This window comes from Microcystis sp. BLCC-F210 (genome assembly GCF_042134685.1).
GTDB lineage: Bacteria > Cyanobacteriota > Cyanobacteriia > Cyanobacteriales > Microcystaceae > Microcystis > Microcystis aeruginosa_D.
In genome coordinates this window covers 3804258-3816880 of record NZ_CP169647.1, presented here as the reverse complement: position 1 = coordinate 3816880, position 12623 = coordinate 3804258, and the positions used below count along the sequence as shown (strand labels likewise).

The following is a 12623-nucleotide window of genomic DNA, read 5'->3' as shown; positions in this document are numbered from 1 at the left end:
ACCATGAAACTTAGTCGCAAAGAATCAGTCCGTCGTCGTCACCAGCGTGTGCGTCGCAAAATTAATGGCACTGCTGAACGGCCCCGTTTATCCGTATTTCGTTCTAATAACCACATCTACGCCCAAATTATCGACGACGTGGCCCAACATACCCTCGCGGCCGCTTCTACCCTAGAGGCCACCTTGCGCGGGGAATTAGAGTCCACCGCTACCCAAGAAGCTTCGGCTGCCGTGGGTAAACTGGTGGCTCAACGGGCCCTAGAAAGAGGCATTGAACAAGTGGTTTTTGATCGCGGTGGCAATCTCTATCACGGTCGCGTCAAAGCCTTAGCAGAAGCGGCTCGGTCAGCCGGCTTAAACTTCTAAAATATCCTTTCAACACTGATAAAACTATGGCAAAACGTCGCAAAGGCAACCGCGAAAAAGAAAAAGAAACCACTTGGCAAGAGCGGGTCATCCAGATCCGCCGGGTTAGTAAAGTGGTTAAGGGTGGTAAAAAACTCAGCTTCCGGGCTATCGTCGTGGTCGGTAATGAAAACGGCCAGGTGGGAGTGGGAGTCGGCAAAGCAGGGGATGTTATCGGGGCCGTCCGTAAAGGTGTGGCCGATGGTAAAAAACAACTAATTGAAGTCTCCTTAACTAAGGCTAGTTCTATCACTCACCTCACCCGAGGCGCTTCCGGTGGCGCTCAGGTGCTTATGCGTCCAGCTGCTCCGGGAACTGGGGTTATTGCTGGGGGTGCTGTCCGTACCGTTTTGGAATTAGCTGGGGTGAAAAATATCCTCGCTAAACAACTCGGTAGCGATAACCCGCTCAATAACGCTAGAGCCGCTGTTAACGCTTTGGAAACCCTCCGCACTTTCTCGGAAGTGGCTAAGGATCGAGGCGTATCTGTAGAACATTTGTACACCTAAAGAAATCACCATGAAACTCCACGAAATCGCCCCCCAACCGGGGTCAACTAAACGTCGTCGTCGTGTGGGACGGGGTATCTCAGCCGGCCAGGGTGCTAGTTGCGGTCTGGGAATGCGCGGACAAAAATCTCGCTCTGGGACAGGGACTCGCCCCGGTTTTGAGGGGGGACAAATGCCCCTCTATCGTCGGGTGCCGAAATTAAAGCATTTTCCTTTGGTTAACCCCCGTCAATACACAATCGTTAATCTGAAAAAATTAGCTTCTTTACCCGCTAATACGGAAGTTACCCTGGAAAGTCTCCTAAAAGCTAACATTCTCACCAGTAACGACGGCCCTTTAAAAGTTCTGGGTGATGGTGAAATTACCGTTCCCCTCAAGTTTAAGGCCGCTGCTTTTAGCAATAGTGCTAAAGAGAAAATTACCGCCGCTCAAGGTACTTGGGAAGAAATTTAACGGAGACAGGAGACAGGAGGCAAAAGGCAAAAGGCAAAAGGCAAAGGGCAGCTTTGTTCTCCCCACACCCTACACCCCACACCCAATTCCCAAGACCTGATTGCTATATCATAAGAAACACAGGGGAAATCTTAAAAAAATCGCCAAAGTTTTCCCCCTCGATTACTTTTTCCCATAAAAAAACTGCACTAGAGGTAACTGTTAATGGTCGTCAGTCGTGATAAGGCTCCCACGGCACAGGAAACGTTTATGCAAATGGCACAAGCGGCCGGTTTACGCGGTCGCTTGTTGATTACATTGGGTTTACTGGTTCTGCTGCGTTTTGGGATGTTTGTACCGATACCCGGTTTAGATCGGGCAAGATTAGCAGAAATTATTCAAGGTAACGCCGCTTTGGGAATCCTTGACCTGTTTACCGGGGGAGGATTATCGACGTTAGGGATTTTTGCCCTCGGCATTCTTCCCTATATCAACGCCTCAATTATCGTGCAACTGCTCACCGCTGCCCTTCCTTCTTTGGAAGATTTACAGAAAAATGAAGGAGAGGCAGGACGGCGAAAAATTGCCCAAATTACCCGTTATATTGCCTTTGGTTGGTCAATTATTCAAAGTATCGGTATTACTCTAGGTTTATTGGTGGCTAACGGCGTTGTGGCCGGAACTTTACCCTCGATCGCCGCTACTGTTCTCGCTTTAGTGGCTGGTTCTATGTTCGTAATGTGGATTTCGGAACTGATTACGGAACGTGGTCTGGGAAATGGGGCATCTTTGCTGATTTTTGTCAACATTGTTGCCGTTTTACCAAAAACCCTCGGTGATACGATTACTTTTGCTCAACAGGGTGGCCGACAAGCGATCGCTCAAGTGGTGATTCTCTTGCTGGTTTTCTTGGTGATGATTATCGGCATTGTTTTTGTTCAGGAGGGAACCCGTCGGATTCCTATCGTTTCTGCCCGTCGTCAGGTGGGTCGTCGTCTCTATCGGGAGAGAACCAGTTATCTACCCCTACGACTCAATCAGGGGGGCGTGATGCCGATTATTTTTGCCTCCGCAGTGTTGGTGCTACCTTTCCAATTGGTGCAAGCTTTACCCACGGATAACCCGGTCGGTCAGGTTTTAGTTCAGTTGGTTAATGCTCTGCGTCCCGATAGTTGGGGTTATGTGGCTTTTTATAGCTTACTAATTCTCGGTTTTAGTTTCTTCTACGCTTCCCTGATCGTTAACCCCAAGGATATGTCCCAAAACCTGAAAAAAATGGGGACCAGTATTCCGGGGATTCGACCGGGGACCGCTACTACTAATTATCTGGAAGGGGTGCTGAATCGTCTCACCCTTTTGGGCGCTGTCTTTTTAAGTTTGGTGGCTACGATTCCGACTTTGGTAGAAAGCGCTACCGGTGTCACCACTTTTCGCGGTTTGGGGGCAACTTCTCTGTTAATTCTGGTGGGGGTGGCGATCGATACGGCGAAACAAATTCAAACCTATGTCATGTCTCAACGCTATGAGGACATGATTAAACGGTAGTTAGATAGTCAGCCAGTGACCTTTTAGCGGTTGCTGGTTATTTTTTCCCTTAAAACCCTATATTTAATCCATGAGCAAACGGATCGGTGTGATATTTTTGGGACCGCCCGGATCGGGAAAAGGGACCCAAGCGGCAAAATTAGCGGAATCTCTAACGATTCCCCATATTTCTACTGGTGAAATTTTACGTCAAGCAATTACAGAGAAGACAGAACTTGGTCAGCAAGCACAAGCTTATGTGGAAAAGGGGGAATTAGTCCCCGATGAGTTGTTATTAGGTTTAATTCAGGAACGTTTAAAACAGCCTGACAGTGCTAAGGGTTGGATTCTTGATGGTTTTCCCCGCACGGTGGCACAGGCGAGCTTTTTAGACGCATTACTGGAAGAATTGGCCGATAGCCACACATTTGTGCTTAATTTGGCTGTACCAGATACGGTCTTAATTGAGCGTCTCATGCAACGGGGTCGTCAAGATGATACTAAAGAAACGATCGCCCGTCGCCTACAGGTTTATATCGACCAAACTGCCCCCGTTTTAGATTATTACGGTCAAAAGGGGACTCTTAACCATATCGACGGTAATCAACCGATGGACGCAGTTACTGCCGCTCTAACAGCAGTTGTGACTCCTGTTTAAAGTTTCTCTCAGATCATCAATTCAGTCATCAGTAATCAGTCATCAGTGATCAGTTATCAGTAATCAGTGATCAGTAGGTTGGGTTGAAGCATGAAACCCAACGCCCGCATAGTTTACGCTACCGCTAACCCATCCTACAAATAATTGTGCCTCCCTACTTATACTAAATCCAGTTATTAAAAACTGATTATTTATTCCCTCTTTTGCCTCTTGCATGAGTGCCTGAGTAGAAAACGGGTTTCTCGGAGAAACCCGTTTTCTGTGCGTTACTCAACGGATTTAGTATTATAAGTTTTTTATATCAAACAGCCGTTAATAGTTGAGAATATTTAAATTTATATTTCGCAATATTTGTCTTTTCTTAAGAATTTATTGAAAAAATTCTCATTTGTTTACGAGGTTGCAATACTTCCAGCGATTATGGTATAATTTCGCAGTATGAGATGATGGGTTTTTCTGTGCTTTTTAGGGTTTTATCTGTCTGGTAATCCTGAAAACCCTTGCTAAATCTACACTCACCTATTTGGGAACAGCAATCAATGGCAGTTAAAGAGCCTTTTAAAACCCAACCCGTTGATCAATTAATTGTGTAGTTTTGTTGCAAAGAGAAAGTTTTTTTGACAAAAAGAACAAAGTGTGCTGCCAGTGGATTTAAAATAAACTCAATTGTCCTTCTTGTTTTAAGCGCCAGTTATCATCACCAACTCTCTGAGCAATATCTTCGAGGACGCTTAGAATCGTCTGATTTTCGGGAGTTGTGCCATTTTTTAACAGAGGTAATATATTAAAAACAATATCATCAAAACTAGAGCTTTTATTATCTCTTTCCATCCTTCTCAAATAGCTAATCAAATAGTATTTAATTCTCAATTTAACATCGATTTTTGATTTAAACTTACTATCTTTTTTGATGGTATATAGTTCAGTCTTTTCGTCATAATCAAAATTATCTAACAAAATTGGAGTCAAGTCTGAATACTCCTTTGCTAGTAAATCTAAAAACCCTAATTCCAAACCTTTAATAATCAATTCATCGTTAATTTGTTCTAAGGTTGCCCCATCATTTTTAGCAATAATTCCTTCAACAGTTTGCATGACAATCTCGGTGATATCCATGCCTAAGTTAGCTTTCATTACTGCTTTAGGAGTAGGAACTTTCCGAAAATTAATAATTAACTGTCCTGATAAAACTGTAAAGGGATTTTGCCGCTTTTTAAAGCTAGTTTGGCCATTTTTTTGTGGCACTGCTCCCACATATTCAAATCCGCAACTTTCTGCGGTATCTAAAATTAAATGCCAAAACTCAGGATCTTTGTGAGCAAAGACAAAGGATAACCATCGCTCAAATTTCAAAACTCGATACATTTCTCGAATACTTTGGGCAATTAATTGATTATATTCCTGTTTACTTTTTTGGATTGTTCCACCTTCAATAGCTTCTAATTGATAGTCCTTTTCCGTCACTTCTAAATCTAACCAAGCATTCCACATTATTGATAAATCTAAGTAGGGAATTTTTTTTCCGTAGGGAGGATCGGTATAAATATAATCAACGCTTTCATTTTCAATAAAACTTAAGTCTGTCGCTGTTCCTTTAACAATTTTGGCATAGTTGATGGTATTTTTATTAATAAAATACGTCATCTCCTTTTTAGCAGCAACTATCTTTTTAAATCTCAATTCAAAGTAAGTAAAAATATCAATTTCTACAGGTTGAGGTGCTATGCGATAACGGTAATATCTAAATATAGCAGTGTCACCCTGTCCAGCTGCAGGTCTTTGATTATTGTTATGATAAGTTAAATTAGCTTTAGTTAATAAGCCAGAAAACATTAACAATAAAGACTCTCTAATATTCTCGTTTAGTTCTTGTTTAATCAAATGTTTTAATAAACTTAGTCGAGCTAATTGTTTGTTACTAAATAACTGTTCAACAGTAGCCACATCAGAACCTTTAGGCAGTTTCAATCCTTCGGGATAGGGATAGGTATTGAGTGCCTTTGTTATTTCCTCTTTGGTTTGGGGTTCTCGCTCTTGGTAGGCTAATTTAACTCGTTCAAAAGCTTGACTTAAATCATCAAAATCAACGGGACTAATTAAAGAATTAACAAGAAAAATAGCCAGAGGATTAATATCAATACTAATCCCTTGACGGTTATTCATTAAAGCTTCAATTGCCGTCACTCCACTACCCCCAAAAGGATCAAGAATGACATCCCCCGGTTGACTAAAGTTTTTAATATATTCTGCCACCACATTCCATGCTTGTTTAGTAAAATATCCATGCACACCAAAATGTCTTTTAGCTTGTTGTTTTTTTACCTCAATTGGTTCTAACAAGGGACGACTTGAGTAGTCAAAAGTTTTGCGACTGATTGGGGAATGGTTTTGATAGGTAAAACTTTTCCCCACTTGAAATCTATCTGGCGCTAAATACTGGGTCAACTCTTGCCAACTATCGGCAATTTCATCAAGGGAAAAATATAAGATAGGTGTACTGGTATCGAGGGTCTTAAATAAACTAAATTCTAGGCCATTACAAAGAGCAAAATAATTGCTTCTGATTTCAGGATGAGTCGCATAACTATAGACCTGTTCTACTGAATCACCTTCGTAGATATTTTCCGTTGGTTTTTTAGCCTCTAATACCCAAGCATAACTTTGATTAACTTTGAGAACATAGTCAGGAATTAAATTTATCGGACGTTTTTTACTGCCAACCTTTAAAAAGGAATGCCGTAGGGTTTTACTTCTTTCGATATTATCCTCTTGGTAGCCCAAACTTGTTAAAAGAGGTAAAATAATCACTTCTCTAACGCTGTCTTCCTTAAAGTTAGGGTTATTTTTAATTGCCTGAAAATCAATGGTAGAAAAAATATGATTCATTGGTTAGCACTGTTTGTGATAGTTTCGATAAATCTTCCTTACTTAGGGGCAAATCAGACTGATTAAGTTTGAATACTTACCATTAACCTGCCGTGAAGTTAGGTAAGCTAAGACGCATCTTAACCGCCTATTCTTAAGATTAGCCGAATCTCCCCCAATCCTTTTACTGTTGCCTCTTGCCTCGTCTCAACAAGCAATTTAAATGCTTGACAGCTTATAGGTTTTTTGAAAAGTGAAAAGGATACACTTGGCACATCGCCACCCTGCTTCGCTTTCCGATGGGTATTTCCCGTGTTATATTTTGTTAATATCATAAATTAGCGAACTGTTATCTATCTTTGTTATTAGAAATTGCTATCATTCGTCTGTCTTTAATCACTTTAGGTGTTCTTTTAGCCCTTGCCCTTTTCCTTGAGGCTATTTTAAGAATTGTCTTGGGGTTCGGTAATCCGCTTATTTACAAAGCCGATGCTGAAATTGGCTATCTTTTGGCTCCTAATCAACAAACTCGCCGGTTTTCCAATCTTATCGCCGTTAATCAGTATTCGATGCGCAGCGAGCCGATTACACCCCAACGGCCTCCGGAGACGACAAGAATAATGTTAATCGGTGATTCGATCGCTAATGGCTCCTGGTGGACGGATCAAAAAGAGATCATTTCTGCTTTAATCGCCAAAAATTTAAGAAAGAATCTGAGGGGTTCGGTGGAAGTTCTCAATGCTTCGGCTAATTCTTGGGGACCGCGCAATCAATTGGCCTATCTGCGACGTTTTGGCACCTTTGAATCCCAGGTGATTGTGTTATTAATGAATACTGATGATCTGTTCGCTTTAGCTCCTAGTTCGACGGTGGTGGGACGAGAAATTAATTATCCCGCTCGTCGGCCGGCTTTAGCGTTAATTGAGTTGTACGATCGATATTTTAAGCGTTATCCTCCGCTGCCACCGGTGCGAGAAGGGGGCGATCGAGTGGGTAATAATTTAACCGCTCTTGCCCAAATTCAGGAGCTTGCTCAGGCTAATCAAGCAGGTTTAATTATCGCTATTACCCCCCTGATTCGTGAAGCTCAAAAACAGGGGCGAGATTATGAATTAAAGGCCCGTCAAAGACTAGCGGATTTCACCGGCAACCAGCAGATTTTTTATCTAGATTTTCTGCCCATTTTTCAGGCCAATCCTAATCCTGATTCTCTCTATCGCGATAATATTCATCTCAGCCGAGACGGTAACGAGTTAATCAGTCAAAAACTGGCCGAGGCAATCAAAAAGGTCTTTTAATTAGGGTTGCTGAATCAGTTATCAGTTATCAGTTATCAGTTATCAGATGTGAGGTTTCAGTTATCAGATGTGAGGTTTCAGTTCACATTTTTATCAATTATCAGTTCACTATTTACTGATTACTGTTTACTATTTACTGATTACTGTTCACTGTTTACTGTTCACTGAAAATACTCCCCACTCCCCAATTCATAATTCATAATTCCCTAACAACCATACCAAAGCTTTTCTATCTGTTTTGCTAGGGCTAATAACTTAGAGCGATCGCTTGTATCCCTTAAGAGGGTGACATGGCCTAATTTTCGACCGGGACGAGATTTTTTACCGTACCAAAAAACGTGAGCGTCTGGAATTGCTGCTAAAACTGCTCTTTTTTCGGCATAATCACCGTCACTATCCTCAAAACCCAATAGATTAACCATAACTGCCCCGGCAGATTTTAAGTCCGTGGCTCCGAGGGGCAAATTAGCTACTGCTTGCAGTTGTAGGGCAAATTGGGAGGTAAGACAGGCAGAAAGGCTGTAATGACCCGAATTATGGGTACGGGGAGCGATTTCATTAATCAATACCTCTCCCTGGGGAGTGACAAATAACTCTATCCCGAAAACACCCACCGCCGACAAACTACTTAACAGATGATGGGCGATAGGTTCGGTTTGAGCGTGTAAAGATTGGTTAAGAGCGGCGGGAGCGATTACCCAGTGACAGACTTGCTCCTCTTGATGGGTTTCCACCACGGGATAGGTGACGATTTCCCCGGTTAATCCCCTAGCGGCAACGATGGCTAATTCTCGCTCATAGGGAATATAAGCTTCTAACATCAAGTCGAGACGCTCTAATTGCGGCTTTTTGGCGTTTAATTCTTCAGGAGTGCGGATAATAAAGGTTCCTTGACCATCATAACCGTGTCGTCGCGCTTTCAGCACTAGCGGAAAAGGATAATTTTCTAGTTGGGATAAATTATCTGTCGCCCAAAAATCAGGCACAGGCAACCCTAGGGAGCGTAAATAACATCTTTGCTCGTATTTATCCAATAGGGGGCGCAGATTTGCCAAACTAGGATAGAATTTCACTCCTGTGGCCGCTAATTCTTCTAGGGCATCTAAATTAACAAACTCATTTTCAAAAGTGATCAGATCACAATGTTGAGCTAGTTTTTTTGTGCCTTCCACGTCGGCTATTTCCGCAAAGACAACCCCGTCAGCTAAAGCAACGGCGGGATCGTCGGGGTGTGGTGTTTGTACAATTAGAGAAATGCCTAATTTCTTGGCTTCCTGTGCCATCATCCATGCTAATTGTCCACCACCAATAACACCAACCCTTGTTTGCATCATTGATCACATCCTAAAGATTCCGGGGTAGAGACGCCGGTTTTTGAGTTGACACCCTCGGCTCTTTCACAGAGATTTTTGATTTGTTGAGCGTCAAGCACGGCAAAACTAAAATCAGCACCGTTGATATTTACCCCCTCGAAAATGGTGCGCAGCATAATTGCTTCGGCAAAAATGGCATCGCTTAAATCGGAATTTTTAAAGGTACTCAGATAGGCTAACCCATTGGTTAAGTCCGCTCCATGAAAGTTGCCTTCGATGATAGAGGCTCCGTTAAACACTGCCCCGCGCAAATCGGCAGAGCTAAAGTTAGAATCTTGCAGATTAACGTTAGTAAATTGGGCAGATTGCAAATTTTGTCCCGAAAAATCCTTTCCTGTCAGATTCTGGTTTTCATAACTGGCATTGGCTCCTGTGACAGCAGCAGAACTGGCTGCTAAGGCATTGACAGGAGATAGGATAAATAGTAGGGCAAAAAAAGCGATCGCTAATCGAAAGATAGTCTTCATTGGCGGCAAATTCCATCAGTGGGCATTCTTGATTTTATAGCATTGACACTCCTAGGCCTAAAGGCGTGAGGATTCTCGAAGCTCATCACTGCGCTTTCTGGTTTCCCTTACTCGCGTCTTACACGATTATGTCTGAACCGAGATTACTAGAATATCAGTTGCTATCTAGTTTCCCTTTTTGTGGTTCACTCTCCAAGCGTTTTCCTATTTCAAGGAAAATTCGGATCTGCCCTACCCTATCTGTCTTACGACAAAAGTTTTTATTCGATTCATTCAGTCTTTTTGAAGACTTACTGCCCTGTTTAAAGAGTTTTCGGTGGCTCTTGTCTATCTATTCTTCCCTCAAAAGTGCTGCACTGTTTCAGCAGAATTTTCACGATGTGCGACGGCATTGCAACCTGAAGACTTTAATATTGTATCACCAAGTCCCCCTAGAAGGGGGAGGCTTTAAACCCAAATTTTTGGTAAGCCATCAGCTTTTCGCTGGCCGCTAGAAATTGCTGGCACACAAACCTTTATAATAGCTGTCTGAGCTTATACTGTCATGCAATTTGGTCTAAACAAAAATATTTAAGCCACAGGCCCTCAGCTTTCAGTTAAATAAGGTAAAAGACAAAAGTTAGTTAATTTTCTCTCTCCTGACTTCTATTTCTAAGGACGATTTCTGATTTATACAAGAGGTTTGATGGATACACCGCAACTTTTATTCAATGGTTTAGCCGTCGGTAGTATTATTGCTCTGGCTGCTGTCGGGTTAACCCTTACCTGTGGCATTTTGCGTCTGTCTAATTTTGCCCACGGCGATTTTATGACTTTGGGTGCTTACATAACTTGGCTGGTAAATGCTCAAGGGATTAATCTCTGGTTAGCCATGCCGGTGGGGGCAGCGGTGACAGCTATTGCCATGCTCATTGCCGAGAGATTATTATGGAAACCCATGCGCGATCGACGGGCTGACTCTACCACTTTAATTATTATTTCGATCGGTTTGGCTTTATTTCTTCGCAATGGTATTTTAATGATTTGGGGCGGTAGTAATCAACGCTACGATCTGCCTGTGATGACCGCTACAGAAATTTTTGGTATTAAAGTAGCTTTCGATCGCTTGTTAGTCATTGGTTTGGCAATTATAGTTATTATTGCCCTCCATTTTTTATTACAAAAAACTAAGATTGGTAAGGCGATGCGCGCCGTAGCTGACAGCAACGATTTAGCTAGAGTAACCGGAATTAACGTCGAATGGGTTGTCTTCTGGACATGGATAATTACGGGGGTTTTAACTGCTTTAGCCGGAGGTATGTTCGGTTTAATTACCGGGGGAGTACGTCCCAATATGGGCTGGTTTTTAATCTTACCAATGTTTGCGGCCGTTATTTTAGGTGGTATTGGTAATCCCTACGGAGCGATTGCTGGGGCTTTAATTATTGGTGTTGCTCAAGAAATTAGTGTTCCCTTAATTGGTTCTGATTATAAATTAGCCGTGGCTTTATTAATTATGATCTTGCTGTTATTATTCCGTCCCCAAGGTTTATTTAAAGGCACGGTTTAACAGTTATCAGTTATCAGTTATCAGATGTAAGTTTTAAGTTTTAAGTTTTAAGTTATTTATCTTCATCTTTATCCCTGTTTACTGTTTACTGTTTACTGTTTACTGATTACTGTTCACTGATTACTGAAAAGCCCAATCTTTAATCCTGAATATATTCTTCCCCGGTGATTAAAGCGTATTCAGCGCGGGTAAATTCTCGACCTAAATAAGCAGCATGATCGAACATAGTAATGGGACAAGGTTGGGTTTCTTCGATTACTTTGACGGCTAATTCTTTGGCAGTCCTAGCGGTGTAAATAGACTCAGGATTGCGATCAAGTTTTTGCCTAACACCGATAACTTTTCCCGTTTCTGGATCGACGGCTAAACCTTTTTCGTTGATGATATTGCTATAATGTTTGGCACAGATTAACCCAGCTTCTCGGTCTAGATAAATAATAAAATATCCTGCGGGATCGAGAGCGATCGGACGTTTAGAAAGTTGATCATCAATAGCGATGATTTTGGATTTTAATTCGCTCATTTTCTTGACAAAATTACTTAAATATGGAGTTTTCTGTTTATTTTTTACAGTTTGAAAAAAATCCCTCAAGCAAAAAGAGGTCTTTCCAGACCTCTTTTTTTTAAGTTCCAGTTGCCGTCAATTACAGTAAACCTGTATTAGTCCCGGGCTTGCCAGTAGCCAACTGCACTTTGACAATTTTGCCGCCCATTTTCATGATGCGTTGTTGCTCACGAAACCAATTATCGTAGGGAACGAGTTTGGTGAAATAGGTATTTTGTAATTCCCGTTGTGTCCGAATGCGGCTTTGGCTGGGAACACAAGCGGTGATTTTGAACATCCGCATGGATTGACTTCTCCTAATCGCTGAAAAACTTGTCGCTCAAACTAACGAAGGCTTTTTCCTAAAATAACAAAGGTCGGGAGTCAAGAATCAATACTAGCTCGTCAAAACCTATCTTGGACAGATTCAGCCTTTAAAGACCTAGCACTCATCCTCGGCTTCCCGAACCCTATTTTGTCCGAGTTCGTTACTTCTAGCTTAAGCCAGAGCTAATGTAGTCGAAGTAAATCCCCATTTCTTTACCCGCGTCAGCACCAACTAAACTAGCGGTGACTTCTTTCATCGCTTGGATAGCTTGAACGGTGGAGGAGATGGGTACACCTAAAGAGTTGTAGGTTTCTTTCAGTCCGTTGAGAACGCGCTCATCGAGGATAGAAGGATCTCCAGCTAACATAGCGTAGGTAGCATAACGGAGATAGTAGTCGAGGTCACGGATACAAGCGGCGTAACGACGGGTGGTGTACATATTGCCACCGGGACGGGTTACGTCAGAGTATAACAGGGACTTAGCCACGGCTTCTTTAACAATGCCGGCAGCGTTGGCACTAATGACACTAGCGGCGCGCACGCGCAGTTCACCGGTGGCGAAGTAGCTTTTCAGTTTGCCGAGAGCAGAAGTGTCAAGGTATTTGCCTTGAACGTCAGAAGAGTTGATAACAGAAGTAATTGCGTCTTGCATGGTGGTTCTTCCTTGGGT

Annotated in this window: 13 protein-coding genes; 7 read left to right on the top strand and 6 right to left on the bottom strand. The window is 42.4% G+C overall.

All coding sequences use genetic code 11. The features are described 5' to 3' along the window. Positions 1–3: 3 nt before the first annotated feature. From rplR to ACE3JL_RS18375, 5 genes are all read left to right on the top strand, one after another. On the top strand, positions 4–366 hold the full coding sequence (rplR, locus tag ACE3JL_RS18395; RefSeq protein ID WP_002746610.1) for a 50S ribosomal protein L18: 363 nt from the start codon (positions 4–6) through the stop codon (positions 364–366). A gap of 26 nt (positions 367–392) precedes the next feature. Beyond that, positions 393–914, top strand: coding sequence for a 30S ribosomal protein S5 (rpsE, locus tag ACE3JL_RS18390; protein ID WP_002757584.1), 522 nt, complete (start codon positions 393–395; stop codon positions 912–914). Between the two features lie 10 nt (positions 915–924). Continuing rightward, the gene (gene rplO / locus ACE3JL_RS18385; RefSeq protein ID WP_375328092.1) at positions 925–1368 is read left to right on the top strand and encodes a 50S ribosomal protein L15; all 444 of its coding nucleotides are present in this window, start codon (positions 925–927) and stop codon (positions 1366–1368) included. A gap of 204 nt (positions 1369–1572) precedes the next feature. Beyond that, positions 1573–2892, top strand: coding sequence for a preprotein translocase subunit SecY (gene secY / locus ACE3JL_RS18380; protein ID WP_271992148.1), 1320 nt, complete (start codon positions 1573–1575; stop codon positions 2890–2892). Between the two features lie 70 nt (positions 2893–2962). Continuing rightward, entirely contained in the window at positions 2963–3529 is a 567-nt protein-coding gene (locus ACE3JL_RS18375) for an adenylate kinase (RefSeq protein WP_271992150.1), read from the top strand. 651 nt (positions 3530–4180) lie between these two features. Here ACE3JL_RS18375 and ACE3JL_RS18370 read toward each other — a convergent pair. Beyond that, complete coding sequence (locus ACE3JL_RS18370) at positions 4181–6415, bottom strand: DNA methyltransferase (protein WP_375328091.1); 2235 nt, start codon at positions 6413–6415, stop codon at positions 4181–4183. Positions 6416–6753: 338 nt separating this feature from the next. On the opposite strand from ACE3JL_RS18370, the gene ACE3JL_RS18365 reads away from it, so the two are divergent. Then, positions 6754–7692, top strand: coding sequence for an SGNH/GDSL hydrolase family protein (locus ACE3JL_RS18365; RefSeq protein ID WP_271992153.1), 939 nt, complete (start codon positions 6754–6756; stop codon positions 7690–7692). 206 nt (positions 7693–7898) lie between these two features. On the opposite strand, the gene ACE3JL_RS18360 is transcribed toward ACE3JL_RS18365, so the two are convergent. Continuing rightward, positions 7899–9026 (bottom strand): 5-(carboxyamino)imidazole ribonucleotide synthase, encoded by a 1128-nt coding sequence (locus ACE3JL_RS18360; protein WP_375328090.1) that lies wholly within the window; start codon positions 9024–9026, stop codon positions 7899–7901. After that, positions 9023–9532 (bottom strand): pentapeptide repeat-containing protein, encoded by a 510-nt coding sequence (locus tag ACE3JL_RS18355; protein WP_002760385.1) that lies wholly within the window; start codon positions 9530–9532, stop codon positions 9023–9025. The genes ACE3JL_RS18360 and ACE3JL_RS18355 overlap by 4 nt, the downstream gene beginning before the upstream one ends. 685 nt (positions 9533–10217) lie before the next feature. On the opposite strand from ACE3JL_RS18355, the gene ACE3JL_RS18350 reads away from it, so the two are divergent. Then, positions 10218–11081, top strand: a complete 864-nt coding sequence (locus ACE3JL_RS18350) for a branched-chain amino acid ABC transporter permease (RefSeq protein WP_002747356.1) — start codon at positions 10218–10220, stop codon at positions 11079–11081. 139 nt (positions 11082–11220) lie between these two features. Here ACE3JL_RS18350 and ACE3JL_RS18345 read toward each other — a convergent pair whose 3' ends face one another. From ACE3JL_RS18345 to apcB, 3 genes are all read right to left on the bottom strand, one after another. Next, entirely contained in the window at positions 11221–11604 is a 384-nt protein-coding gene (locus tag ACE3JL_RS18345) for a DUF4346 domain-containing protein (RefSeq protein ID WP_271992156.1), read from the bottom strand. A gap of 121 nt (positions 11605–11725) precedes the next feature. Further along, complete coding sequence (locus tag ACE3JL_RS18340) at positions 11726–11929, bottom strand: phycobilisome linker polypeptide (protein WP_002739162.1); 204 nt, start codon at positions 11927–11929, stop codon at positions 11726–11728. Between the two features lie 190 nt (positions 11930–12119). Continuing rightward, positions 12120–12605: an allophycocyanin subunit beta gene (gene apcB, locus ACE3JL_RS18335; RefSeq protein ID WP_150978039.1), complete on the bottom strand. Its 486-nt coding sequence runs from the start codon at positions 12603–12605 to the stop codon at positions 12120–12122. Positions 12606–12623 lie beyond the last annotated feature (18 nt).